The sequence below is a fragment of the Dyadobacter sp. AC419 genome, assembly GCF_979253085.1.
Map to the genome: position 1 here is coordinate 210,202 of NZ_CEEDCD010000023.1, position 25,790 is coordinate 235,991.

Below are 25,790 nucleotides of genomic sequence, written 5' to 3' on the forward strand. Positions count from 1 at the left end.
TATGATAACAGAAAAATACACCTATAAAAGGACACCAAAAACGATTGCACTTTCTGCCGATCTGGTCATCGTCGGCGGCGGACTCACGGGAACGTGCTCGGCGATTACAGCGGCCCGGGCCGGAATGAAGGTTATTCTGGTGCAGGACAGGCCGGTTTTGGGTGGAAACTGTTCCAGCGAAGTGCGGTTGTGGATCCTGGGAGCGACCTCACACATGGGTAACAACAACCGCTGGGCGCGTGAAAGCGGCGTAATCGACGAGATTATGCTGGAAAATATTTACAGAAATCCGGACGGAAATCCCCTGATTTTTGACACGGTTTTGCTGGAAAAAATCGTCGAGGAAAAGAACATTACGCTCCTGCTGAACACCGCAGTTTATGATCTGGACAAAAATCCAGCCGGAAGTAAGGACGAGGATATGATCAAGGCAGTACACGCATTTTGCAGCCAGAACAGCACGCAATATACCTTGTCCGCTCCCCTTTTTTGTGATGCTTCCGGCGACGGAATCGTTGGTTTTCTTTCGGGTGCAGCATTTCGGATGGGCGCTGAATCTATTGAAGAATTTGGCGAGAAATTTGCTCCGGATAAGTCTTACGGCGAGCTGCTCGGCCATTCCATGTATTTTTATTCCAAAGACATTGGAAGGCCGGTGAAGTTTGTGCCGCCCTCATTTGCATTGCAGGACATTACTGAAATTCCGCGTTACAAAACCTTTAATCCAAAAGATTTCGGCTGTCGGCTCTGGTGGCTGGAATATGGCGGAAGGCTTGATACTGTGCACGATACGGAGAAAATTAAATGGGAATTGTGGAAAGTCGTTTACGGCGCATGGAACTACATTAAAAATTCCGGCTCTTTTCCAGAAGCTGAAAACATGACATTGGAATGGGTGGGCACCATTCCCGGCAAGCGCGAAAGCCGCCGTTTTGAAGGCGATTATATGCTCAGACAGCAGGATATTGTTGAGCAAAAAACATTCGACGACACCGTGGCGTTCGGCGGCTGGAGCATAGATTTACATCCGGCAGATGGCGTTTACAGCGACCAATCGGGTTGTAATCAGTGGCATAGCAAGGGCGTTTATTCCATTCCTTACCGTTGTTATTATAGCAATAACATCAGTAATCTCTTCATTGCAGGCCGCATTATAAGCGCCACGCACGTCGCATTTGCATCCACCCGCGTCATGGCGACGGCGGCTGCGGGCGGGCAGGCTGTGGGTGTAGCGGCTGCTTTATGCAAAAAGTATCAATGTTCCCCTCGCGAGCTGGGCCAGTTACATTTACAGGAACTTCAACTGGAACTCTGGCGGGCAGGACAATATTTACCTCAAACTGAAATTTCAGATCCCGAAAATCTGGTGAATCAGGCGGTGCAGATCACGGCTTCGTCTACATTAAAATTGCAAGAACTTGCACCGTCTGATTTCTGGGTGCCGATCAAAGATTCTGTGGCGCAAATGCTTCCTGTTACTCCGGGAAAAATGCCTGCAATTTCTTTTTGGATAGAAGCAGAATCGGATATGCATTTCGAGGTACAACTGCGAAAAAGCAGCAAAACATTCAATCACACGCCGGATGTGATTTTGGAATCGAAAAACTTCCATTTAGCAAAAGGAAAACAGGAAATCAGCATTGACTGGGAAAGCAATTTTGATGAGCCGTGCTATGCTTTTATGTGTTTTATGAAAAACACAAATGTAAAACTTCAATATTCCGACACCCGAATTTCTGGTGTGGTTTCACTTTTCAATGCGACTAATCCGGCCGTTTCTAATTATGGAAAACAGGAACCCACGGAAGATATCGGCGTGGATACATTTGAATTCTGGTGCCCACAGCGCCGTCCGGCAGGCCGTAACATTGCCATGAAGCTTGGCCATGCGCTGGAAGCTTTTGAAACCAAAAATCTCATTAATGGAAATCACAGACCCATTTCCCAGCCGAATGCATGGGCCGCCGATCTGAACGACCGGAATCCGTTGCTGACCATCAGCTGGAAAGAGCCCATGACCATTTCCCGCATCGAATTGGTGTTTGACACCGATTATGATCATCCGATGGAAAACGTAATTTACGTTCATCCCGAAACCGTCATGCCGTTTTGTGTAAAGGATGTGGAAGTGAGTAATTGTAGTGATGAGATTATCGCTACACTCACGGATAATCACCTGAGCAGAAGGACGATAATGCTGAAAAACCCGGTCACAACACAGCATTTGAAACTGCGGCTTGCCGGTTCAGATCCCAATGTTCCGATTGCGCTGATGGAGGTGAGGTGTTATGGGTTATCTCATGTTCCTACTTTGAGCGACCAGGTATGAGATTAAAACGACCACATTAATGGGAATGAAGCAGGCGACAATGATGATAACGGTTTGGTTTGACAGATTTACGACCGCATATCCAAAAAACACGAAACAAATACCAATCAAAATCAAATAACTGCCACCGAGCCGAGCCGCCTTGTCTTTATCAACAATCCTTGCTCCGTTAGGAACATTATTCAGCAAACGCACATTTTTGCTTCGCCATATGTAACCACCAAACCCAATAATGAGGATGCCAATAAAGAATAAGAACCAATCCATTGCAGCGATTTTTAATGTTGATAGAAAGCCAGTGGTCAGCTTAAATGATTCCCATTTGAGTCAAACTTTTTACGAAGGTGATACTCAGTAATCGGAACAATTGAAATAGACGAGAGAGCAAGTAAGAAACTACACAGATAAAATGAAGTCAAACCGCCGATAACTAAATAAGAACCGGCAGCGAGGACGCAAAAAACAATCGACGCCAGAATCTGAACGCGTGCACTATAACGATTGGCTTCCTTCCATGTCTTGTTATTTTTCAGGGCAAAAGGAGTGCGATATCCAAAAAAGGTATTAGTCTTTTGTAATTCAACGGATTTAGCTACAATAGCGATGAGCAGACTGCATAGCATAAATAGTAAATGACCTAACAAAATGATGTCCATATTAATGTCAGATGTTTATAAAAATAAGATAGCGCTGTCAAGCTTGCAAAAGCAATTTTTTTAAAGTTTTCTTGATTAATATCCTCAAAGTGCTAAAACCACTTGCTGCATTGTGACAGTCCTGATAGTATTGTGGAAAATCACTTAAATATTGTGTAAGCTCCCTTAATAGCTACACTTTGCCTTGTTAAAATTTGTTTCCACTCCATTGATATCCAGTGTATTTCTATAACGTTTGTCAAGTGGAGTGCCAAGAAAGTAATGATATTGTGTGGAAATTGCCCAGCGATTTTGTTTGACACCTACGGCAACGGAGATCGCCGGATTAATATTATTAGAAGTGGAGTTTCTGATGGTGTTTTTATAACGCCAATACTTATTTTTAAATAGGACAAGTTTGTCTGCCTTTATGCCCAAATCTGCAAAAAATTTGATTTTAGAATCTCGCACAAAATACTTTCGCAACGAAATAGCACCGGAGACATAGTGATGCGTTTCCTTAATGTCAACACCAAAGCCAGATTTCGACAGTGCCCCGGTAAGAATGTTGTCTTTCACATGCGCAAACTCAGCGCCCACTTCAGGAATTAGCGACCATGATGAAAATAATGCTCTTTCGGCCCACAACGTTCCACCAAAGTTCGCTAATGAATTTGCCGTGTAAGCCTGGGTGGACGTAGTTTGATCGGAATATCTAAAATTCCGCGTCACTCCAAACCTTTCACCAATTATTCCAGCAGACACGCCAAAAGTAAGCTTTTTAGCCTTCTGAGAATAGGCAGAATTGAGGCTGATGATTTGCGAAAAAAGCAAAGCAATTAAATAGTGAAGTAGTTTTTTTCTCATAGCGCAAGCTAATTTCGGTTCGACATTATATAAAACTTGTATCTGCCATATTGATAAGAGCCAAAATAATAAAAAACTCACCCTTATGTTCAATCGCTCAGTCCTCTACTCACTTCTACTCCTTTTTACATTTTCCTGCACCATCCAGGATCACGCTCCGCAAACTGGAGGCGGTGACGATGATGTGAGCAGAACGAAATTTGTCTCTTCATTAACAGCACCCGGCAGATATTGGCGGGTCGAGGAACTCCACATAAAAGTGGGTGATACGACTAAACACATCAACTTCTATCCTTTTACAGATGCTGTTGATTACGTTATTGCGACCAGCGTTGTTCCCAATGCAGGCTACCGTTTTGACTCACTTATTGTGGATGAAGTCTTAGGTTCAGGCCCGTATGGAAATGCCCCTTACCCGAAAGTAACTGGTATGGAAGTGACCTTTCTGGGCACAACAAATGACGGTTCTTGGACATGGAACAATGATCTTCAGACCGTCGAAATGAAACTTCCTGGTAACCTAAGTGCAATCATAAGATCTGCATCCCGTTCAAAATTCTACCCAACAAAAGCAATTCTTGATAAAAAGGTTCCGCCGCGTTTTGTAACGCTTAGTGAAGCACAGAGCGCATCAGAACCTGGAAGAATCTCCGTCCTTGTCGAAGAAGATGATGTAATTTCAGGAAAAGTCTATTACAATTTAGTGCTCAGGTCATCATGGATTATAGAAAGGGATGGCGGCACTGATAAAGTCCCTGTTTACAAGGCTCATTATTAAAATTGGATGAACTTTGGAAATTTCCGGGCCTCGCGCTATTGCTTTAAAGCAAGCCAAATCCAAAGCACTCCGCTTAAAAATGCCAGGCCGCCTGTGAGTAATCGATTTTTGGGAGGTCTCGGGACTTCCCGAAAAGATCGTTTCTGACTATACGCTATCCAAGCCTGGGTTATATACGGCCATAAATGAGCAAGCATCAGAAAACAGTACACAATTACGATTAGGCCGTACATCGTTTTAACGCTTAACATAGGCGGACGGTTATGTTATTATCATAGTCTAAATTAAACAATTATCTCCTACTTCTTCCTTAATGTGTCCTACCAGCGTTGAAAATAATAGATTTTTATGTGCCAGTTGAGCAATATAGAATTTATCCAAGTTCCCCATTTTCGGCGAACGCATGGGTAAAGCCCACATGAGTTCGATCGATTATACATTATGAGAAACCAGATGTTAATTAGCTAGTCATTTTGTAATAAATATAATCTGTCAATGGGGGCTCAATGTCAATGTTTCGAAGTTCCGTTGCAAGTTGTCCTCGGTGATAAGTTGAATGCGTAATGATTTGCAAAATGATTTCCTGAACAGAATGAACAAAGGTTGCACCGGTTTTAGTCTGATATTCAACTGACCTGGAAGCATCCGTTTCTTTTTGAATTTGCAAAGTCACTGCTGTATTCGAGCTGTCGATTTCAGATAGTTTGGCTAAATGTTGAAGTTCCCATGGCCCGTAACTAACCGGTGATGGTCTGATCTTTCCATTCCAAATATGATGAACATGCAGAATATGACTCATGAGTTCCAGGCACCTGTCTGAACCCTTTTCATGGTCTGCGGATAAGATATTAATGATCTGCTGGTTCGACCAGCTGTTATATTTAATCAAGTCTTCAATAAATGTATCCATATCAATTCAGAAAGTCCGCGCATGGGTTCATAAGCACGAAATAATGACTTCTGAAAATGATTTGTAAGCTCCCAGCATAAAAATTTGTGACATAAGTAGCATTAATTATTGTACGGCGACATTGGGTCTGGTGACACAAATGCGGAGCAGACCAGACGCTTCACTGGACTCAACAATTCGGCGAGCAGAACTGACATTTCACAGTGTTATCAATGCATTTCAAATGTTTAATTGTTTTTCCATGAAAACTCACTCTCCACCTTTGTGCCAGAGATTTAATGTTAGTCGTAATCAAAAACTTAGCCATGAATTTAAAAGAAACGCTCACCTGCGGAACGATGATGTTGTTCTTGCTTGCCTGTCAGAATAAGTCAGAATCCACAAGCACATCTGAAAAAAGCACCCTCAAATTAACATTTAACGGAAAAACAAAGACTTATCACGACGCCAGCATTTCCGAAGGAAAACTTGGATCAATCGAAAGCATTGGGATCACCGCGGGCTCTGACGGGTCTGATTATCTTTCATTAACTGCCTACGGATCGCAGGCAGGCACTTATCCCTACAAACAAGACATTAACAATTACAAGCAAGTAAGTCAGGTTGAATACAAGACTGGCGGGACAGTTTTCAATAACTATTTCGCCCAGATGTGCCCGGACAAAAGCGGCTATCGCTCCACAAAAGGAGAAATAACGATCCTCGAATACGAGCCAGGTAAACACGCCAAAGGAACGTTTTCCGGTGCATTGATTGATGCCAATGGCGAAGAGCAATGCAATCCAGACAGCGCCTCGTTCAGTGGGGAATTTGACATTGTTGTTGATTGAAATAATACAACACTGAAACATGTGTTGCGCCAAAAGCAACTCTCCAATTGACTTCATTACAATAATCCAATGATGAAACCCCTTCGATTTTTCACAACAATTTTTCTGACCGCTTGGACATTTACAGCCTGTCAGCAAAATCAATCCGACCCCCAGCCAGATCCGGTCATCCCAACCCAGGGAACACCCACTGAAATTGGCAAACCCATTGGAGCCGCGGTTTCCAGAAAGATCGGCCCGGCCGGGGGCAGCATTGCAACCGAAGACCAGACGTTAACCCTGACCATTCCGGCGGGTGCATTGGCCCGAGACACGACCATTACTTTGCAGCCCGTCGAAAACAAGGCCTGGGGCGGAACCGGGCCCGGATATGTGCTTGGGCCTGAGAATTTGGAATTTGAAAAACCAGCCACATTGACCTGGAATTATACGGATCAAGATCTGGTCGGCTCTGCGCCGGAGGCATTAGGCATCGCTTTTCAGCAAGCCGACCGCAGCTGGCAGGGACGGCGCAATGTGGTTGCGGACAAGGCTCAGAAAAAAGCCTCCACTCCTATTAAAAAGCTGCTTCCGGTCGCATTTTACGAGGCATATTACATGACCCCGTCTGAGGGCTCGCTTGTCCCGGCTGAGCATGTGGATTTGAAAATATTTTTCCATCCGGGCCGCGAGGATGAAAGTGGGCTTACGCCACTCTCAATGCCTGAATTATTGAGAAAAGAAGATGTGAGAAATTGGAAATTGAACGGGAAGGACGCAACCGGTAATCCAGACCCACAGCTCGGGACATTAGGCGTGACCGGAAACGGCGCCTCGGCCACCTATATTGCCCCCAGCCGGGTCCCCAACTCAAATCAGGCAGCGGTCAGCGTCGAAGTTGTGCTTAAATCCAAAGCCAAACTGATCCTGATATCGAATTTCGTCATCGAAGCCGCCAATGGTTTCCAATTTGCTGGTGCCAAGGTGGATAGTGCCGAGGTGGGTGCTATATCGGTCGTCGAAAAAGAGTTTTTCCAGATCAGTTTGTCCGAACGAAACTTGAATGACCAGCGCCAGGCGGTGTTTACGCTGAGCATGCTGCCGTTTTCTGGCGTGGGTTCCTACGAGGTTACTGATGATCGCACTATTTCGATCACTGCCATGGATCGCGACCGTAAATCGTGGTCAGATTCTTACCATCCCCGAACCGGCAAAAAAGTGATCGGCCCGCTCTCGGTTTTCATTATGGCGTATGATAAACAAAACAAGCGCGTTGCTGGCAAGATCTCGGGAACATTGCATTACTATGACGAAAAAACGGACCAGCACAAATCAACGCAGATAACGGCCCGGTTTAACGCCGCAAGTCCATATTAGGGCTTATATAAATGGATTTTCACAAGCTAAGAACATGCAATTCCACATCTCACCACTATCCGAAAATGACTTCACCGCAGTTACCTCCGTTTGGGAAGCGTCGATGCGTGCCAGCCATCATTTCCTTTCAGAGGCCGACATTCAGTTTTACAAACCATTGATATTGAGTGTAAACTGTGCAATGCGTTCATTACAAATGCGTTCTGTCAAATCTTTCAGCAGTTTCACACGATTGGCCAAGTATTCCAATTCTTCTTTCTCAATCTTATAATTCATGTTATATCTCGACTCAATGTAAGCCTTTTGCAGAAGTTCGAACAGTCGCTTTTCTTCCGGGGAATGCTTAGGAAAGACCGCTCCAAAAGCAGAATTGAGTTTTTCAACTTGGTTTCCTAATTCTTTAATATCATGAATTTTTGGCTTGTAATCTGTAAAAACCAGCAAGACTGTGGTATAGTATCTTTCGGTCGCCTGGTGAAGTTGGAAGGCTGCAACTGCAAAATCGCCTTCACCAAAATTAAACTCAAAAGTTCTCAGGAAACTATTCGCATTTTTAAACCAAGGCTGAAATTGTTCTTCTGCTTTTTTCTGCCTTTGCTCTGGATTCATAACCTTCGGCTCAGATAACGTGAATTCTCCCGAATCAAAAAGCATTATTCCTTCCTTCAATATATCGACGAAGAAATATTCATTTCGCTCGATCTTATCATTTACAAAGCCAATACCGTGATGAATAAGACTGACGCGGGTTTGCTCGCCATTTCCATTAACCAATTTTTTAAGATCCCACCATTTCTCGTCAGCCTTTGCCGATTTTCTGCCCTTGGTAATGACAAGAATATCATAGTCGCTCACATATTCAGTATTCTCCTGAAAATCTTCAACCCAATCACCACGCGCATGGCTGCCAAAAAGAATAATCATTTCAGCCGGGACTTTTTCAAGGATGATTTTGGTAAGGGCTCTTAGTTCGTCTTGTTTGTCTTCCGGGAGGTGCGTGAGGGTGGTTTTCATGTTAAATTCGTAGTGCGGTGATGTCCATTTATTCAAGCTGAATGACAGTTCAGTTAAATGTTATGTCCTAGGAAAATGGTTGAGCAGCATCAAAACTTCAGACACAATAGCCAGGTGCCCGGCTTTCCCAAGATACTGATTAAACTTTTTCGTCACGCGGGTTAACTTTGTATAGTATGTGTCCAGTCTGAGTATCAACGAATTGAATCTCTTCAAACTGGTTGAGATCACTCTTATTTTCAACGCCTAGCAGAGCAGGATATATCTGACTTTCGAGCTTACCTGCGTAAACTTCAAAATCACTTTTTGTGTCATACCCCACAAAAATATTGTTAGCGGGATGCGCATTAGGAAAAAGCGTCCTGATAAAATCACGAATGGATGGCGAAATACTGAATGAGTATCCGTCCATTTGCTTGTTAACCCTGATTTTGATTGCGTCCATTGCCAAATATTTTATATTCAAAGATAGGAAATTAACTGAAAATAGGTTGGGCGACTCGCTTCGTCGTCATAGGCGATCAAAAGCAACACCTCATCTTCCCATTGTTTACCTCAACATTCATTCCATTTTTAAAATTTTTTAAAAAAAGTTTCAACCTCATTACTAACACTGCCCACACTTAAACCAATGCGATAACAACCTAACTGTCACTCACTATTGCCGAAACCGGGAAAGCAAAGTGCCTGATAGTAACATCATAATCAGAGCGTTACGAGCGGTTACTAGCAACAGGAGCGGCCTTTGATGGCATGCTTTTTCTATCCGGTAACATAACTGCCACGTAAATCAAAAGCCCGGTTCACGACGGGTGCCTCTAAAAACACATATTACATGATTATCGCTACCCCATTTTACACACGCCTTGCGCAGGTGCTGATCAGCATTATCTGCCTTGTTTACATCGCCATCATCGGCCAGACATTGCTGGCTCCGCTCATCTTTGCGCTGCTGTTTTCGCTGTTGCTCTTGCCATCATGCGTGTTTTTTGAACACCGTTTACATTTTCCCCGCGCATTGTCCTCGCTGTTATCTTTGCTGGCATTGATCGCGGCTATTGCTGGCGTATTTTTTCTGCTAGGCTCGCAGTTGACTGCACTTGCTCAAGACTGGCCGGCGTTCAAACAGCAGGTGCTCGACACAACAGTTGATCTGCAAAAATGGATCGAAGTTACATTCCATGTCAACAGTGAGGAGCAGATGAATTACATCAATGATTCAGCATCAAAGGCGGTGAACACCGGCACGAGCATTCTCGGACACACCATTATGTCTGTTTCCTCCATCGTGCTTTTCCTCGTTTTCACGTTCCTGTACACCTTTTTCATTCTCCTGCACAGAAGATTGCTGCTCCGTTTTGTTGTCTCGGTTTTTGATCAGGAGCATAGTGTAGTTGTATACGACATTGTTAATCAGATTCAATATATCGTCAAAAAATACATCTTCGGACTGTTCTTGCAAATGCTGTTGGTAACCGGACTTACGTGCATTGCATTCTGGGCGCTGGGTGTGAAATATGGTTTCTTGCTCGGGCTCATCACCGGAATTTTGAACCTCATCCCATACATCGGAATATTGACCGCCCTGATATTATCCAGCCTGATCACCTTCGCCACAGCCGGAACGAGCCAGCTGATTTTTGTCGCCATCGCCATCGTGGTAATCCACCTGATCGACAGCAATTATATCATGCCAAAAATCGTCGGTTCGAAGGTTAAAATTAACACGCTTGTCGCGCTGGTAGGACTCGTTCTTGGCGAGATGATCTGGGGCATCACGGGAATGTTCCTGTCTATTCCGGTCATTGCCATTTTCAAAGTGATTTTCGACCGTGTAAATGGACTGAACCCTTGGGGAATGCTTTTAGGCGAAGATGACAGCGAACCTGATGCGAAACCTGCCATCAGGGAAGTTGTTGAAGATGAGCATAATAAGGGTAAGGAGGTTAATTAATGTAGTCCGGCAAGCAATTTCTTGCTCTACCACTTTTTTATCACTTCCAAAATGCGCCATAAGCCACTTTGCCGGTTTGCTGCCTGCTAACGAAACGATTTTATTCAAAATGTCAACGCCAATTTTTGATTGAGGATAAACCAAACCAGGAATTCCGGGCGGGAGCTTTTGACATTTCTCCACGTAGGGTCTCATTTTGTTTTCATAAGAATCGAATGCTTCCTGAAATGTTTTTGCAGTAAACAATTCTCCGGCCAATATGTAAGCGCCCGACATGGCCAGATCCGTCCCTTTGCCGGCAATGGGCGTTGCACAATAGGCTGCATCGCCAACGATGGCAACCCTGCCCACGCTATATTTGGGCGCCTTCACCTGGCTGATCCTGTCAAAATAAAGATCTTCGGTCTTTTTAATTTCTTGGATAAAACGTTCGGACTCCCAGCCACTGCCTTTAATGCGGTTGATCAGCGCCGTTTTCTGCTCTTCCAATGAAAGGTCCTGGTATTCATCTTCGCCTGCGGTAAATGTTATGGATGCCCGTGTTTGGCCATAATTATCTGGACGGATCAGGTAAACTATCCCGCGTTCAGTGTTGCACCAACGGGCCCAGGTGCTGTCCGTTGCCGCTTTGGCAATGGTTAAATAGGCCGTATACAAGCCCAGATATTTGAATGCAGGCTGGCTGCTGAATGCGAGCTTACGCGTGGAGGAACCGATTCCTTCGGCAGAAATTACCAAATCAAAGAACTCCTCGTTGCCGCTTGCGAAAGTAACATTGACACCTGCTTCCGTTTGCAAAAGCTTAGTAATGTGCTCATTGAACCGGTATTCAACGGCTTCTTTGGTGTGATCGTAAAGGATTTGAACCAAATCACCACGCAGAATTTCCAGCTCCTGTGTCATACTTAAAGAGCTTTCTTTTGGAAAATCGGCCACCGTTTCGTTGCTCGTGTTAACAAAGCGAATGCCAACCTCAGTTGTATTTTTTGACCGAATGAGCTCTTCAATACCCATCTTACGCGCAATTTCCTGCGCCGGACCTTTCACGTCTATGTTTTGTCCGCCAAGTCTGAGCTCAGCCGCGCGCTCGGCAATAGTTACCTTAAATCCGTAACGGTTAAGCCAGTAAGCGAGTGTCGGGCCGGCAATGCTAGCGCCTGTAACCAGAATTTTTTGGTTATTCATATTTGTCTAATCTGTTTTGTGTTTAATTGAATTCCTTAAAATATCTGGGCTCGGAATGCAGTCGTTTTAGATTTTCCGGAAAGCTGACGGGGATTGTCCGACTACTTTTGAGAACAGCCTGATAAAATATTTAACGTCACCAAAACCTAAATTAGCAGCAATCTCCTTCACAGTTTTGGTCGTGTATCTCAGCTGTTTACGGGCATCACCAATCACTTCCTGGTGCAAAAGATAAGTGGCAGAATATCCGGTAAATGCTTTAACTGTATCATTGAGGTGGCTGACTGAAATATGCATCAGTTCAGCATAAGCCGCCGGTCGTCGCAAACTTCTCGCATGTATTTTGATCAAATCTTTGAATTCCTGGACGATCTGGGCAGGGCGCGAATCTGGCTGGTCATCAGATGACTCACGCAACAATTGCAGGTTAGCCCCCTGATAAAAGAGTGCGTTGATCAGGGCATGCAACATTTGGTGATGAAAAGGTCCTGGTGTGTTTGCTTCCGATGCCTCGTGGATTAACAAGAGCAACTGATCCGTAAAAAGCAGTTCACTGTGGTTCAGATCAAACAATGCAATTTTTTGGATCGATTGCTCTATGACGGACCTTGTTTTTGTATCTAAATGCTTGCCGTCAAAGAACATGACCCACCCGAAGATTTCGTTTGAATAAACACACTGATGAACCTGCCCAGGTTGCACCAACAGCAGCGACGAGCCCTGCATGTTGACGACCTGCTCTTCCACAAGCAATGTCATCTCGCCGGATTTCAGAAGGAAAAGGCCGTACGAATCATGGCGGTGGGGGTCAAACGCCGACACTTCATCTTCAACCGGAACAAATGAAGGCAGCATTGGTGATATAACCAATCCATAACGGCCCTCAGCAAGTTCAAATAAGTGTATTTCTTCTTTCAGCATAACCATTGACTTGTGCAGATCAAAGGTAGATAAATAGAAGACGGCTTTTGTCCGACAAAATACGGCATTAAGTGGACAAGTCGCGGAACATATGGTGTTTTGAAAAACCGTGCATGCCCATTCTTGCAAGACACTTTATGGATGAAAATCGTTTTTTGACTACATTCGGCAAATCCATCACCATAAACAATGAAACCATGTATTTACTCCACGGAAAATTAAATGCGAAGCCTGGCCAAGCCGAAGATCTTGCGAACATTCTACTCGAAGCGTCCCAACTTGTATCCACAGCAAAAGGTTGTAAAATCTATGTTGTGGCAAAGGATGCAGCTGACTTAAATGCGGTATATGTTACAGAAATCTGGGACAGCAAAGAAGATCACGACAATTCATTAAATGTCGAAGGAGTAAGAGAATTGATCATTAAAGCCATGCCGATTTTTGATGGAAAGCCTACCAGAGGGCAGGAATTGGAGATCTTGGGAGGAGCCGGCGTGTAATGTGATTGCACCACATGTCTGCTGCGCAAAGCCGGCTGACTCATCTTCTAGAAAGCCGAAGTAGCGCCTTGAAAAATTTGAGCAATCCGTCAGACCTTTTGAGGCAAGAATACATTAAGGAACTAAAACGTGCAGATGAATTCCGAAAGGTTTAATACCGCAAGCGTCTTACTCTACGCGTTCAATTCACTCAACACCAACCGCTGCAATTCCGCCTGAGGCAGCAAAAGCTGATACTCCGCCACGCCAATCGGCTTGTTAATGTCCTGCAAAGCTATTTCAACATCCAAGTGATCTTTATCAGCACAAAGTATAATGCCGATCGAAGGATTTTCATTCTCGCTTTTTTCGAGACGGTCGAGTAAGGATAGGTAGAGATTCATTTTGCCGACATATTCCGCCTTGAAACTGCCAATTTTCAGTTCAATCGCCACAAGGGAACGCAGGCCGCGGTGGAAGAAAAGCATGTCTACAAAATATTCTTTGCCATTGTATTCTAGCCGGTATTGGTTGCCAATGAAACTAAATCCTCTGCCCAATTCAAGTATGAATCCTCTGATTTTCGCAATCAGTCTGTTTTCCAGTTCCAATTCTTTAATAGGTTCCGTAACACCCAAAAATCCCAGATTGTAGGTGCTTTTGAAAACTTCGTTGGCATAATCGGCATGCGCTTCGGGGAGTGTCTGGTCAAAATTGTGCGTTTTGATCTGCTTTTGTGCCTGGCTGTAACTGTCCATCTTAATGGCATTGAGCAATAAGTCTCTCGACCAACCTTTACTGAGGGTTTCGCTTGCGTAGAATGCGATCTGAGAATCATCTTTTACCTTGTTGATTAACAGCAAATTATGTCCCCACGGCAAAACTGCGACAGCCTGTCGCAGTTTTGTATCTGCCTGATAGTATCGTTCATAGAAGCGTTTCATATCCCAAAGATTTCGCGGAGATAAACCCATATCCGGAAACTCGTTTTTCAAGTCAATGGATAATTGTTTCACAACACTGCTTCCATAACCTTCTTCCAGCTGCCTTTCCGAAAGCAATTTTCCCAGATTCCAATAAACGGACTGTGTGCTGCTATTTACCTGACGGGCAATATGTATACGTGCTGTCCGAATCTGGCCAATTGCTTGGCTCAGCATTTCACTGTACTCTGCGTCGTTAAAGCTCGATAGCGTTACTTTATCTTTATTCATGCGAAGGCGGCAGACATCGATTTGGTTTTACTTACTCACTCAGGTTCGGTTTCCGGTCCCGCCAAATTTAGCTTTTTATATTGATTAGTCATTTTCGACATGCTACTGAAAAAATCCAACTCCTAATGTCGCACACTATTCCCTATCCTTATTGCCAAATCAACACCCTAATAATCAACGACGCCACCGTAATAATCACAATCCCCGCAACATCAAGCAGCAACCCAGCATTGCGCATATCCGCAGCGCGGATGCGGCCGCTTCCGAAGACGATGGTGTTGGGCGGGGTGGCTACGGGGAGCATGAAACCCAGTGAGGCGGCCATTGTCGCGGGCACCATGAGCATTAATGGTGGGAGGCCGGTTACTTTTTGAATGGCTATTAATATGGGTAACACCAATTGTATGCAGGCGACATTGGAAGCGAGTTCGCTGATGACGCAAATGATCACGCACATGCCAGCGATGATAAAAACCGGGGACGCATCCTTTAAAAAAAGCAGTTCCTGAGCCAGCCAGGTGCTTAGCCCCGACTGATCGCATCCTTTTGCCAAAGCAAAACCACTGCCCAGCAAGAGGATGATGCCGATCGGAAGCTTCTTGGCTTCTTCCCAGCTCATCAGCATTTTTCCTTTCTCATTTCTGGAGGGGATCAGAAATAGTAAAACTGCCATCACAATAGCCACCGTGCTATCCGTAATAAACGATGCTTGTGTACCCAAAAGTCGGCCCCAGCCTTTTAAATGAAACGATCCGAAGTCAATGTCTTTTCTGCCAAACCACAAATATGCGGTAATCACAAAAACCGCAAATACGACCTTTTCCTCAAAAGCCATTTTACCCAATTGCCGTAGGGAAGCAACAAAATAACTGCGGTCGAAAACCACGTTTTTTGCCTCACGGAGAAAGGTGAATTTGAGAATGAAAAACGCCGCAGCCAACAGCATTAATGCAACCGGAAAAGCCAGGACAAACCAGCTGACAAAATTCATGTCACCTGCATCTTGGTAAGCATCCAAATAGATTTTGTAAAATGCAAGATTAGTGGCCGTTCCCACCAATGTGGACATGCCACCGATGGATGCCGCATAAGCAAGCCCTAACAGCATTGCCTTGGCGATCGCATTTTTTTGAGCAGCAGAAATTTCGTGTTTTTCCACCTGAACGATAATACCCAGCACCGCGGAGAGCATCATCATGACGGTGGCCGTGTTGGACACCCACATGGAAATGAAAAAAGTAGCGACCATCACGCCGCCAAGCATCGTGGCTGGATTCGCCCCGAGTTTTGATAAAATGGACAATGCGATCCGCTGATGCAGGTTCCAGCGTTCAATAGCGAATGCCAGCAGCACCCCTCCGATGAATAGGAAAATGGTTTGATCCATATATTGCGCCGCCACCGTTTGCGAATCGGCTATGCCCAGAATCGGCATCAGGATGAATGGCAATAACGCCGTCACGGCGAGGTCAGTTGCTTCGGTGAGCCACCAAATGGCCACCCATACTGTTACCGCGGCCATTCTGGTCACTTTGGGGTGCCCGGGATTTAAGTCAGCGAAAAACAGGACAAGAAAAAACGCAGCCGGTCCGGCAAGCAGCGCAGCAAATTGGGCAGGTTTCAAGGAATTTCAGTTAAGAGTATAAAGGAGGTTGTTGCTATGCATTAAGGCTTTTGATAAAAATCAGCTTTTTCCGGTGCGAGTGGCTGCTTGCCTAAAATGATATCGGCTGCCTTTTCGGCAATCATCATGATCGGTGCATACAAGTTACCGTTGGTTATATACGGCATCACACTGCCATCCACGACGCGCAAACCTTCGAGACCGTGAACCCGAAATGTGAGCGGATCCAACACCGACATGCTGTCCGTACCCATGCGACAAGTGCAGGATGGATGCAGCGCAGTCTCCGCATCGCGCCTGACCCAATCCAGAATTTCCTGATCGGTCTCCACGCCAGGCCCGGGAGAGAGTTCACCGCCGTTATATTCACCCAATGCTGACTGGTTCAAAATATTCCGGGCACAGCGGATCGCCTCCACCCACTCCTTCCGATCTTTATCCGTTGACAAATAATTGAAACGAATGGCTGGTTTTTCCTTTGGATCCGACGACTTGATCAGGACCGATCCGCGGGCATCCGAATTCATCGGGCCGACATGCACCTGATAACCGTGACCGCCTGATGGAAAACTGCCATCATACCGGATCGCCACAGGCAGAAAATGAAATTGAAGGTTCGGGTAAGCAACCGTTTCATTGCTTCTGATAAATCCGCCTCCCTCAAAATGATTGGTCGACGCCGGTCCTTTGCGAAAAAGCATCCATTGCAGACCAACCCGCGGTTTATTATACCATTTCAGCGCCGGGTAAACGCTCACCGGCTTTTTGCAGGCATATTGGATATATACTTCAAGATGATCCTGTAAATTCTGGCCCACACCGGGAAGGTCGTGCAGCGAATTGACGCCCGCCGCCTTCAATGTTTCCGGGTTCCCGATTCCCGACAATTGAAGCACCTGGGGAGAATTAATGGCGCCGCCGCAACAGATAGTTTCCGTAGCATTAACCTTGTGCAAAGTATTTCCTTTCAAAAATTCCACACCGGTTGCGCGCTTTCCCGAAAACAGAATTCTGGTTGTAAGCGCATCACAGATCACTTCCAGGTTTTTGCGTTTTCCCAAAACAGGATGCAAATATGCATCGGTAGCCGACCAGCGCTTTCCGTTTTTGATATTACGGTCAAACTTTCCAAAACCTTCTTGCTGGAATCCATTCACATCATCCGTTAGCGGATATCCTGCTTGTTTGGCTGAATTGAAAAATGCTTGAAACAACGGGTTAGTAGCCGGCCCGGTCTCCAAATGCAGCGGCCCGCCGCCACCACGCCAGCCGTTGACTCCGGCGGTTCTGTTTTCGGATTTTTTGAAATAAGGCAGGCAATGGGCATAATCCCAAGTTTCCATTCCGGGATCCTTTGCCCATTTTTCATAGTCCATTGGATTACCGCGGATGAAAATCATTCCGTTAATGGAGCTGGAACCGCCCAGCAGTTTTCCACGTGCGTGATACACCTGCCGGTTATTCAAAAACGGCTCGGGTTCGGATTGATATTGCCAATCGTAAAATCTGCTGCCGATCGGATAGGTCAGCGCCGCTGGCATGTGGATGAAAATATCCCACCAGGAATCCGTTCGTCCCGCCTCAATGACCAGCACTTTATGGTCCGGATTTTCACTGAGCCGGTTTGCCAGCACACAACCTGCCGACCCACCGCCAATGATGATCGTGTCAAAATTTTTATCCATTGTCTTTCAACGACTTATAATAATAAATACAAATTCCGATCACGATTAAACCAGCCGTGTACATCCATGCGGAATACTGGTGATACCATTCCAAACCATACGTTTCAGGCCGCGGCCACGACACATTGACCACCATAAATGTGCTCCAAACGAGCGCGAGAATGTTGATCGGCAAGCCCCACTTGCCCAGATCAAATCTGGCCGTACTATCGCTGTCAGCACGAGCTGACATTAATCTGTTTTTGAGTTGAAGTGCAACCACAATCCAGTAAGCCAGATTGGCCCAGAGTATGGCAATTGAAGTTACTAATGCGAATACATTGGGAAATTGAATGTTCACCGCCAACACGATGATCGCTCCCAAACCACAAATGAGCGTCGCTAGAACAGGCGTTTGGGTTTTTAAAGAAACTGCTGATAAAGATTTGCTAAAAGGTAGATAACCGTCACGCCCCATCGCATACATTAACCGGACAGCCCCGGAGTGAACAGCCAAAGTGCACACAGTAATGGCAAAAATAACGCAGCAAAGAAATAGACTTCCCGTAGTTTCCCCCAAAACCGATTTCACCAAACCGGGTAACCCGCCGCGAATATTTCCCAGATCCGGCATATTGAAATCCTGCACTGCCATGAGCGCGAAAAGCAATACGAGTAATCCCGCAGTCCCGGCCGCTAAAAGTGCCTGCAAAATGGCACGGGGCGCTTTTGTACGCGGGTTATGTGTTTCTTCGGCCAATGTTCCGGCAGTGTCAAAACCGTACAAAACATAAGAGGCTGTCAATGCCGTGGCTGCCAGAAAAATCTTCAAATCTGGAAAAGTGCTGCCCACAGATTTGATTTGTTCAATGTGAACAACCGCCTCGACGGGAGATCTTACCCTGTTTAGAAAAAGCAGAAATATTAAAAGCACAATCCCAACCAGTTCCGCAATCGCACCAATGTTGTTAATCAGCACCATCAGCTTGATGCCTTTCGCATTGACGAGCGTACTGATAGCAATTAGAATGGACCCGAGTAAAATGCCGTTGATAGCAACCGATTCTGCATCATCTGATGTTCCAATCATTTGAAAAACATCTGAAATTTGCGGCAAGCTGACTTGTAATGCCATAGCCACGGCAGCAAGGGTGACAATGAGACAAGCCAGGTAAATCCACCCTGTCATCCACCCCAAAAAAGGGTTTCCTGTAAATTTTGCCCATTGATAAACCCCACCGGACAACGGAAAGCGCGAAGCCAGTTCAGCAAAGCAAAGCGCCACCAGCAACTGACCCGCGAGCACAAACGGCCAGGTCCAAAAAAATCCGGGACCGGCAATGCCGTAACCCATATGGAACATCTGGAAAAGCCCCGTCAAAATAGAAATGTAAGAGAAGCCGGCAGCAAAACTGGAAAAGCTGCCCATCGAGCGTTTCAATTCCTGCCGATAGCCAAAGCTGGCCAGGTCGGCGTGATCAGCAGCCCGGGAATCCTTCATATTAGTTTGTAGGGTTTATCTTACAATTACTACATAAAAAAGGATAGCTCCTACTTTATACTTGACCCCCGGCCCGATTTATAAGGCTTTATCAAACTTATCTTCATTGATAACCTGCGTTTTAGCTCAGAAGCGCTTCTAGGGCATGGTTATGGAATAGCAGTGTGGCGGAAATCAACGCCAGCGATTTTGTAACTTGCCGGTTGATCAAACATTTAATAAACTATAAATCATCAATGAGACTAAATACATTCATGTTATCGCTAACCCTGATCTGGCTCTGCGGATGTGCCGCCAGCAAGAAAACGGGCGGAAAGATTTCAACAAACGATGCAGTCCAGGTGTCGATCGACCTGGCTAATGTTGCATCAGACCAGGTAAAGGTGACTGTCACTTCCCCAAAACAAACGGCTTCAACCATTGCCTATCATTTTCCGAAAATTATCCCTGGAACATATGCGATCGCAGATTATGGCCGCTATGTGACTGACGTTAAAGCTTTTGACAACAAAGGAAAAGAGCTAAAAACCACCCGGACCGATTCTAACACCGTCACTATTGATAATGCAAAGGCGCTGAAAAGCATTTCTTATCTGGTCAATGACACCTTTGATAACGAGAAAGATGATGACACATTCACGGCGGAAGGAAAAACGATTTTCTCACCTGCCGGGACCGATATTGACGCCGGAAAGCATTTTATGCTCAATATGGCAGGATTTGTGGGTTACTTTACGGGCCAGCTCGAAAAGCCTTACCAGATTTCAATCACGCACCCAGCCAATTTATACGGATCAACGGCCTTGATCGACACCGATAACAGTCCGCAATCCGACGTTTTCAACATTGCGCGCTACCCCGATGTGGTCGACAACCCGGTGATGTATGCCGCACCTGACACTTCCACATTCTATGTCAATGGCATGGAAGTGCTGCTGGCTGTGTATGCCAAAAGTGGCACCGTGCGCGCCAGTGATCTTCGTCCCGATCTGGAAAAGATGATAAGGGCGCAAAAAAAGTTTCTCGGGCCGGTCAACGATACAAAGAAATACGCAGTGCTCACTTACATTTCATCGGGCGGCGAAAATGATGCAAAAGGATTTGGCGCACTGGAACATAACAATTCCACAGTGGCAGTTTTTCGTGATCCGATGCGCAGCAAAGATTTGATCCATGTGGTCAGCCATGAGTTTTTTCACACCATTACGCCACTGAAAGTCCACTCAAAGGAGATCCAGTATTTCGATTTCAACGATCCGAAAATGAGCCAGCATCTTTGGTTTTATGAGGGCGTGACTGAATATTTTTCCAATCTTTTTCAGGTTAATCAAGGTTTGATCAACGATAACCAGTTTTACGACCTGATGGCCCGAAAAGTGGAAAATTCAAAAAGATATGATGACGAACTGTCCTTTACTGAAATGAGCAGCCAGGTTTTGGACAAGAAAATGAAGACACAGTACACCAATGTTTACGAAAAAGGTGCGCTCATTGCCATGTGCGTGGACATTTTGATCAGAGAAGAAAGTAAAGGCGAGCGCGGGTTATTGTGGCTGATGGGCGAGCTTTCTAAAATTTACGGTCCTACCAAAGCATTCGATGACGCGGAGTTGATTCCGGAGATCACGAAACTGACAAGCCCCGCCGTCGGCGACTTCCTTCAAAAACATGTTGTCAAGGGAGAACCTATTAATTATGAGTCTTTTACAAAGAAAGTGGGTGTCGTTGCGGAAGTGGTTCCTTTCCCTGAGCCGCTCGTTTTCATGATCAAACGCACGCCTTACATTCGAATTGACAAGACAAGCAGGCAAATCCTCGCCGATTCCGTTGACGGTGCAAATAACTTTTACAACAATCTGGGCATCAAAGACAATGACCGTTTTGTAGAGATCAATGGGTTAAAATTAGACCCAAAAGACCCTAACGGGTTCATTTACATGGGTTATGAACTCCAAGAAGGCAGCCCGATAACGGTAAAAGTGAATCGCAATGGCCAGGATCTGGAACTGAAAGGAACCGTAAAGCAAAACTATTCCGACGGCGACGGTTTCCGTTTCAAAGACGAGTCAAAACGTGCTTTGAATGAGGCTTGGCTGAAAAAATGACCCGGTTCCGCTATTCAATTAAACGCCATGCGTCAACACCAGAATCAATGTGCTGCTGTTTGACGGTTCCTTCAAACAGTTTTACAATGTCCGGATGTTTGGACGCAATGTCAGTGGTTTCGTTACGGTCTTTTTTCAAATTGAATATCTGCCACGGGCTTCCCGGATTATTCTTTAAGTCCGTTTTTACGCCTTTAAAATTGCCCATGCGAATGGCCAGTTGACCGCCTTTTTCAGGATATTCCCAATACAAAAAGTCGTGTTTTTTCTGCTTGCTTTTCCTGCCTAGTAATTCAGGTAAGAATGAGATTCCGTCCGTTTTTGGCAGCGTTTGACCGGTTAGTTCCGCCAGCGTTGCCATTAAATCATACTGAACAGAAATATGATTGCTTACACTGTTGGCCTTGATCCTGCCCGGCCAACGCGCGATAAATGGCTCCCGGATGCCGCCTTCATACACATCCATTTTAAGTCCGCGCAGACCGTCAACGCTGTTAAAAAATTTCGCATTGACCCCGCCATTGAATGTTGCACCATTATCGCTGCTGAACATAACAATCGTTTTTTCATCCAGGCCAAGCGCTTTGAGCTTTTCCATGATAATGCCTACCTGATCGTCCAGATAGGTGATCATTGCCGCGTAAGTTGACAGCGGATATTTTGTAGAGGCATAACCATTTTCACCGTAATAAGGCTTCTCATCAAAAAGACCAATATACTTTTTCACATATTCGTCGGGTGCTTGCAACGATACGTGCGGGATGGTGTATGGCATGTATAGGAAGAAAGGCCCGCCTTTACTTTTTTCAATGAAGGCCAACGCCTTCTCCGTCATTTTAGCTGGCGCATACGCTTTCCCTTTAAAATATGCGAAATCCGCATCGGTTGCCGTCGATGGGTCCAGCTTCTTATGCACATTTATCCAGGGCTGTGGCAATGTGTCCCACTGATCATTTTCCCACAAATGGGAAGGGTAAAAGTTGTGGGCCTGCTTTTGATCGAGGTAACCATAATAATAATCGAAGCCTTGTTTGAGAGGCGATCCTTCTGTATTATTCATTCCGAGACCCCACTTTCCGGTTAATGCTGTCGCGTAACCTTTTTGTTTCAACATTTCGGCAATCGTAAATTCTGCTGCCGGAAGCGGTTTTTGACCGTGTTCTTCTTCGTCTTTGAACCCGCCAAGCTCTAAGTTGCCTCGAATTGCTGAATGTCCGCCATGTTTGCCGGTCAATAGCATAGCGCGTGCTGGTGCGCAAACGGGCATGCTCGTATAATGCTGCGTGAACCGCATTCCTTCTCGCGCCATTTTATCCAGATTGGGCGTTTTGATCTTCAACTGACCATAACAGCCCAGCTCTCCGTAACCCAGATCGTCGGCGTAGATATAAATGATGTTGGGCAACTGCGTTTTTTGAGCAACGCTGAAAACCGGACTTAAACAGAATCCTAAAATCAGAAAAAAGAAGGCAAACTGTTGTGCGGGTCTAAACATAAATGCGAATTTCAAGTGGTTTTGTAACAAAAGTAAGCGGAGAAGCGCTTAGTCTTCTTAAAAAGCCGTTACTAAAACACATATTTGTGATACTTTTATAAAAGGCGAAGCGCTGAGTTAAATACAAGAAAACATTGAAATACTTTAAACTTATTGTTCTGGTTTGTTGGATCTTAACTGCCTGCTCCAAGAAAGAATCGAAGCAGTATACCGTTGGTTTTTCGCAATGCACGGGTGCGGACGATTGGCGAAAAACCATGCAGGAGAGCATGTATCGCGAGTTGTCTTTCAATCCGGAGATCAACTTTGTGATGAAGGATGCGGGCGGACAGAGCAAAACACAAATCACACAAATTGAAGAACTGCTCAAACAAAACATTGACCTGCTGATTGTCTCGCCCAATGAAGCCGAGCCGATTACACCCATTGTAGAAAAAGCCTATCAAAGCGGAATTCCGGTTATTATTCTCGACCGCCGGACAAATTCGGATCAGTATACAGCTTACGTAGGTGCTGATAATGTGGAAGTTGGACAGATCGCCGGCGCTTATACGAATACGCTTTTAAAAGGAACCGGAAAGGTCATTGAGATCAGCGAAAAACCGGGATCGTCTGCGGACATTGATCGCCACAAAGGTTTTATGGAGATCATTAATCGGTTTGCCGGCATCGAACTGGTTGCCAAACTCGATGGTGACTGGGATAAATATTCCTTTGAAGCTCCGCTGACCAAATTGCTAAAAGCAAATACAGACATTGATGTTATCTTCTGCCAGAATGATCGCCGTGCGCTGACTGCTTTTAAGGTTTGTAAAAATTTAGGTCTTGAAAAAAGATCCGTTTAATTGGTGTTGACGGCTTAACCGGCCCAAATGGCGGCATTGATCTGGTTGATAGGGACATTTTAAATGCTACCATTCTTTATCCCACCGGCGGAGAAGAAGCCATACGAACTGCCATTTCTATTCTTCAAAAGAAGCCCTTCAAAAGAGAAAACCGCCTGCAAATCACCATGATCGATTCGACCAATGTCAGGATCATGAAGTTGCAGAGCGAGAAACTGGTGGCGCAGCAGCAGGACATTGAGCGTCGGCAGGAAAAAATTGAAGAACAGCGCGCGATCTCTGAAAACCAGAGCATTGTCATTTACACCGTTTCCATCACGCTTGCATTAGCACTAATTTTCGGGGCCATTTCCTTTTATTCTTTACGCGAAAACCGGAAGATCAACAAGCGGCTGGAAGTGCAGAATCATGAAATATCAGATCAAAAAAATCAGATCGAGCAACTGGCGCAAAGTGCCGAAATTGAAAACGAGGCCAAGCTCAAATTCTTTACCAACATTTCACACGAATTCCGCACGCCGCTGACATTGATTTTAGCACCGATTGAGGATGTTCTGGCGAGCGAAAAAATCCGCGATCCGTTGATCAAACAGGAGCTTTCACTGATCAGGAAAAACACATTAAGACTGCTTCGGCTGGTGAGCCAGCTGATGGATTTCCGCAAACTGGGAAGTCACCGCATGCAGGTGCGCGCTGGCGAACATAACCTTGTAGCATTTGTTAAAGACATTATGGTGGCGTTCGAACGCATTGCCTCCAAGCGCAAGATTGATTTTCAACTGATCACTTCCGATCCCGAAGTGATGGTCTGGTTTGATGCCACGATGCTCGATAAGGTGGTTTTTAATTTGCTTTCCAATGCATTCAAGTTCACGCCGGATAAGGGAAGGGTTTATTTATATATCAAAACAATTGCTAACAATCAGGCGCAGATTACGGTGGAAGACAATGGAATAGGGATGACGGAATCGGAAGTAGCGCACGTTTTCGAGGTTTTTTACCAAGCCGAAAGCGGTTATAAAGCGCTCGGAACCGGACTCGGCCTGGCGCTTTCCAAAGAGTTGATCTCGCTGCACAAAGGAACCATTTCCGTCCGCAGCCAGCCGAATAAGGAAACAGCATTCACCATTGAACTGCCGCTGGGTAACAAGCATTTCCGGGAAGATGAATTACAAACCGGGCACGCGGAAGATTTTTTTATGGTTCAAAACTTTGAAATTCAGGAAGAAGATCCGGCTTCGAATAATGCTTCTGCTAAGGAGGTTTCCGTTCACGATCAATCTGTCCTGCTCATTGAAGACAACAATGATCTGGTCAGGCTTTTGGAACAAAAACTAAATGTCAACTACCAAATATTGGTGGCTAATGACGGTGAAGAAGGTTTGAGGCTGGCATTTGAGCACATTCCCGATCTGATCGTTTGCGACGTGACATTGCCCAAAAAGGATGGATTGGGCGTGAGTTCAATCCTTAAATCCGATTTCAGGACATCACACATTCCGGTGATTTTGCTAACCGCCAGGACCACCATCGAACAGCAGATCGAAGGCATTCAAACGGGCGTGGATGCGTACATTACCAAACCGTTCAACCTGCAATATGTGCAGGAAAGCATTAAGACTTTGCTGAAAAACCGGTCGATGCTTCGCGAGCACTATACAAGCGAGCTGCCCATTGAAACCTCGTCGGGCACGAATCCGAACAAACTGGACAAAAAATTTATCACGCAATTCACTGCATATATTGAGGAGCGTTACGATAATTCCGAGCTCAGCGTGGAGGACATTGGCAGAGACCTCGGCATGTCGCGCGTGCAGCTTTACAGGAAAGTGAAGGCGTTGCTGGGTATGAGCGTGAATGAATACATTCAGCAGGTAAGGCTCAACAAAGCCAAGTTCCTGCTGCGCCGCGACGATCTGACCATTGCTGACATTGCCTATAAGGTCGGATTTTCCTCCCCTACCTACTTTTCCACGGCCTTTAAGGGAAAATATAACCAAACGCCGATGGAATATAAGAAATCATAAAGAATGATACGAATTTTAAAGATCATGTATCAAAATTGAAACATCGCGCATGTATCA

Annotated in this window: 21 protein-coding genes; 9 read left to right on the forward strand and 12 right to left on the reverse strand. The window is 45.3% G+C overall.

Features of this window, described 5'->3' with window-relative positions:
- Nucleotide 1 precedes the first annotated feature (1 nt).
- A complete protein-coding gene (locus AC0IYG_RS21285) occupies nt 2-2,329 on the forward strand; it encodes an FAD-dependent oxidoreductase (protein ID WP_471713081.1) in 2,328 nt (775 codons plus the stop codon).
- A 302-nt stretch (nt 2,330-2,631) separates the two neighbouring features.
- Here the strand turns inward: AC0IYG_RS21285 and AC0IYG_RS21290 are convergent, their stop codons facing one another.
- A complete protein-coding gene (locus AC0IYG_RS21290) occupies nt 2,632-2,985 on the reverse strand; it encodes an SdpI family protein (protein WP_471713082.1) in 354 nt (117 codons plus the stop codon).
- A gap of 165 nt (nt 2,986-3,150) precedes the next feature.
- Entirely contained in the window at nt 3,151-3,831 is a 681-nt protein-coding gene (locus AC0IYG_RS21295; protein WP_471713083.1) for a hypothetical protein, read from the reverse strand.
- A gap of 85 nt (nt 3,832-3,916) precedes the next feature.
- Here AC0IYG_RS21295 and AC0IYG_RS21300 point away from each other — a divergent pair, with 85 nt between their 5' ends.
- Nucleotides 3,917-4,609: a hypothetical protein gene (locus tag AC0IYG_RS21300; RefSeq protein ID WP_471713084.1), complete on the forward strand. Its 693-nt coding sequence runs from the start codon at nt 3,917-3,919 to the stop codon at nt 4,607-4,609.
- Nucleotides 4,610-5,069: 460 nt separating this feature from the next.
- Here the strand turns inward: AC0IYG_RS21300 and AC0IYG_RS21305 are convergent, their stop codons facing one another.
- Entirely contained in the window at nt 5,070-5,519 is a 450-nt protein-coding gene (locus AC0IYG_RS21305; protein ID WP_471713085.1) for a DinB family protein, read from the reverse strand.
- 305 nt (nt 5,520-5,824) lie between these two features.
- Here AC0IYG_RS21305 and AC0IYG_RS21310 point away from each other — a divergent pair, with 305 nt between their 5' ends.
- Together AC0IYG_RS21310 and AC0IYG_RS21315 are read left to right on the forward strand one after the other, a co-directional pair.
- Entirely contained in the window at nt 5,825-6,349 is a 525-nt protein-coding gene (locus AC0IYG_RS21310; protein WP_471713086.1) for a hypothetical protein, read from the forward strand.
- Between the two features lie 69 nt (nt 6,350-6,418).
- Nucleotides 6,419-7,705, forward strand: a complete 1,287-nt coding sequence (locus AC0IYG_RS21315; RefSeq protein ID WP_471713087.1) for a hypothetical protein — start codon at nt 6,419-6,421, stop codon at nt 7,703-7,705.
- Nucleotides 7,706-7,852: 147 nt separating this feature from the next.
- Here the strand turns inward: AC0IYG_RS21315 and AC0IYG_RS21320 are convergent, their stop codons facing one another.
- Both AC0IYG_RS21320 and AC0IYG_RS21325 read right to left on the reverse strand, forming a co-directional pair.
- Nucleotides 7,853-8,755: a HEPN domain-containing protein gene (locus tag AC0IYG_RS21320; RefSeq protein WP_471713088.1), complete on the reverse strand. Its 903-nt coding sequence runs from the start codon at nt 8,753-8,755 to the stop codon at nt 7,853-7,855.
- 103 nt (nt 8,756-8,858) lie between these two features.
- The gene (locus tag AC0IYG_RS21325; RefSeq protein ID WP_471713089.1) at nt 8,859-9,164 is read right to left on the reverse strand and encodes a hypothetical protein; all 306 of its coding nucleotides are present in this window, start codon (nt 9,162-9,164) and stop codon (nt 8,859-8,861) included.
- A 390-nt stretch (nt 9,165-9,554) separates the two neighbouring features.
- On the opposite strand from AC0IYG_RS21325, the gene AC0IYG_RS21330 reads away from it, so the two are divergent.
- Complete coding sequence (locus AC0IYG_RS21330; protein WP_471713090.1) at nt 9,555-10,673, forward strand: AI-2E family transporter; 1,119 nt, start codon at nt 9,555-9,557, stop codon at nt 10,671-10,673.
- Here the strand turns inward: AC0IYG_RS21330 and AC0IYG_RS21335 are convergent.
- Nucleotides 10,584-11,858: an FAD-dependent monooxygenase gene (locus AC0IYG_RS21335; RefSeq protein WP_471713091.1), complete on the reverse strand. Its 1,275-nt coding sequence runs from the start codon at nt 11,856-11,858 to the stop codon at nt 10,584-10,586. The two genes, AC0IYG_RS21330 and AC0IYG_RS21335, sit on opposite strands and share 90 nt — an antisense overlap.
- Before the next feature lie 66 nt (nt 11,859-11,924).
- Nucleotides 11,925-12,779 carry an AraC family transcriptional regulator gene (locus AC0IYG_RS21340; protein WP_471713092.1) on the reverse strand — a complete coding sequence of 285 codons (855 nt, stop codon included), beginning with the start codon at nt 12,777-12,779 and terminating at the stop codon, nt 11,925-11,927.
- Between the two features lie 197 nt (nt 12,780-12,976).
- Between AC0IYG_RS21340 and AC0IYG_RS21345 the strand changes: the two genes are divergently transcribed.
- The gene (locus tag AC0IYG_RS21345) at nt 12,977-13,279 is read left to right on the forward strand and encodes a putative quinol monooxygenase (protein WP_471713093.1); all 303 of its coding nucleotides are present in this window, start codon (nt 12,977-12,979) and stop codon (nt 13,277-13,279) included.
- A gap of 173 nt (nt 13,280-13,452) precedes the next feature.
- Here the strand turns inward: AC0IYG_RS21345 and AC0IYG_RS21350 are convergent, their stop codons facing one another.
- From AC0IYG_RS21350 to AC0IYG_RS21365, 4 genes are all read right to left on the reverse strand, one after another.
- Nucleotides 13,453-14,472, reverse strand: coding sequence for a PDDEXK nuclease domain-containing protein (locus AC0IYG_RS21350; protein WP_471713095.1), 1,020 nt, complete (start codon nt 14,470-14,472; stop codon nt 13,453-13,455).
- A 148-nt stretch (nt 14,473-14,620) separates the two neighbouring features.
- Nucleotides 14,621-16,096 (reverse strand): SLC13 family permease, encoded by a 1,476-nt coding sequence (locus tag AC0IYG_RS21355; protein WP_471713096.1) that lies wholly within the window; start codon nt 16,094-16,096, stop codon nt 14,621-14,623.
- 41 nt (nt 16,097-16,137) lie between these two features.
- A complete protein-coding gene (gene betA, locus AC0IYG_RS21360; protein WP_471713097.1) occupies nt 16,138-17,781 on the reverse strand; it encodes a choline dehydrogenase in 1,644 nt (547 codons plus the stop codon).
- On the reverse strand, nt 17,774-19,261 hold the full coding sequence (locus AC0IYG_RS21365) for an amino acid permease (RefSeq protein WP_471713099.1): 1,488 nt from the start codon (nt 19,259-19,261) through the stop codon (nt 17,774-17,776). Before AC0IYG_RS21365 ends, betA begins: the two co-directional genes overlap by 8 nt.
- A gap of 236 nt (nt 19,262-19,497) precedes the next feature.
- On the opposite strand from AC0IYG_RS21365, the gene AC0IYG_RS21370 reads away from it, so the two are divergent.
- A complete protein-coding gene (locus AC0IYG_RS21370; RefSeq protein WP_471713100.1) occupies nt 19,498-21,366 on the forward strand; it encodes a M61 family metallopeptidase in 1,869 nt (622 codons plus the stop codon).
- Between the two features lie 10 nt (nt 21,367-21,376).
- On the opposite strand, the gene AC0IYG_RS21375 is transcribed toward AC0IYG_RS21370, so the two are convergent.
- Entirely contained in the window at nt 21,377-22,861 is a 1,485-nt protein-coding gene (locus AC0IYG_RS21375) for an arylsulfatase (protein ID WP_471713101.1), read from the reverse strand.
- A gap of 134 nt (nt 22,862-22,995) precedes the next feature.
- On the opposite strand from AC0IYG_RS21375, the gene AC0IYG_RS21380 reads away from it, so the two are divergent.
- Both AC0IYG_RS21380 and AC0IYG_RS21385 read left to right on the forward strand, forming a co-directional pair.
- Nucleotides 22,996-23,706, forward strand: a complete 711-nt coding sequence (locus AC0IYG_RS21380; RefSeq protein WP_471713102.1) for a substrate-binding domain-containing protein — start codon at nt 22,996-22,998, stop codon at nt 23,704-23,706.
- Nucleotides 23,707-23,873: 167 nt separating this feature from the next.
- On the forward strand, nt 23,874-25,733 hold the full coding sequence (locus AC0IYG_RS21385; RefSeq protein ID WP_471713103.1) for an ATP-binding protein: 1,860 nt from the start codon (nt 23,874-23,876) through the stop codon (nt 25,731-25,733).
- Nucleotides 25,734-25,790 lie beyond the last annotated feature (57 nt).

Excerpts from the sequence above, each read along its gene's own strand:
- AC0IYG_RS21285 (WP_471713081.1), top strand. The coding sequence starts at position 2 with ATGATAACAGAAAAATACACCTATAAAAGGACACCAAAAACGATTGCA.
- AC0IYG_RS21290 (WP_471713082.1), bottom strand. The coding sequence starts at position 2,985 with ATGGACATCATTTTGTTAGGTCATTTACTATTTATGCTATGCAGTCTG.
- AC0IYG_RS21295 (WP_471713083.1), bottom strand. The coding sequence starts at position 3,831 with ATGAGAAAAAAACTACTTCACTATTTAATTGCTTTGCTTTTTTCGCAA.
- AC0IYG_RS21300 (WP_471713084.1), top strand. The coding sequence starts at position 3,917 with ATGTTCAATCGCTCAGTCCTCTACTCACTTCTACTCCTTTTTACATTT.
- AC0IYG_RS21305 (WP_471713085.1), bottom strand. The coding sequence starts at position 5,519 with ATGGATACATTTATTGAAGACTTGATTAAATATAACAGCTGGTCGAAC.
- AC0IYG_RS21310 (WP_471713086.1), top strand. The coding sequence starts at position 5,825 with ATGAATTTAAAAGAAACGCTCACCTGCGGAACGATGATGTTGTTCTTG.
- AC0IYG_RS21315 (WP_471713087.1), top strand. The coding sequence starts at position 6,419 with ATGATGAAACCCCTTCGATTTTTCACAACAATTTTTCTGACCGCTTGG.
- AC0IYG_RS21325 (WP_471713089.1), bottom strand. The coding sequence starts at position 9,164 with ATGGACGCAATCAAAATCAGGGTTAACAAGCAAATGGACGGATACTCA.
- AC0IYG_RS21330 (WP_471713090.1), top strand. The coding sequence starts at position 9,555 with ATGATTATCGCTACCCCATTTTACACACGCCTTGCGCAGGTGCTGATC.
- AC0IYG_RS21335 (WP_471713091.1), bottom strand. The coding sequence starts at position 11,858 with ATGAATAACCAAAAAATTCTGGTTACAGGCGCTAGCATTGCCGGCCCG.
- AC0IYG_RS21340 (WP_471713092.1), bottom strand. The coding sequence starts at position 12,779 with ATGCTGAAAGAAGAAATACACTTATTTGAACTTGCTGAGGGCCGTTAT.
- AC0IYG_RS21345 (WP_471713093.1), top strand. The coding sequence starts at position 12,977 with ATGTATTTACTCCACGGAAAATTAAATGCGAAGCCTGGCCAAGCCGAA.
- AC0IYG_RS21350 (WP_471713095.1), bottom strand. The coding sequence starts at position 14,472 with ATGAATAAAGATAAAGTAACGCTATCGAGCTTTAACGACGCAGAGTAC.
- betA (WP_471713097.1), bottom strand. The coding sequence starts at position 17,781 with ATGGATAAAAATTTTGACACGATCATCATTGGCGGTGGGTCGGCAGGT.
- AC0IYG_RS21365 (WP_471713099.1), bottom strand. The coding sequence starts at position 19,261 with ATGAAGGATTCCCGGGCTGCTGATCACGCCGACCTGGCCAGCTTTGGC.
- AC0IYG_RS21370 (WP_471713100.1), top strand. The coding sequence starts at position 19,498 with ATGAGACTAAATACATTCATGTTATCGCTAACCCTGATCTGGCTCTGC.
- AC0IYG_RS21375 (WP_471713101.1), bottom strand. The coding sequence starts at position 22,861 with ATGTTTAGACCCGCACAACAGTTTGCCTTCTTTTTTCTGATTTTAGGA.
- AC0IYG_RS21385 (WP_471713103.1), top strand. The coding sequence starts at position 23,874 with ATGATCGATTCGACCAATGTCAGGATCATGAAGTTGCAGAGCGAGAAA.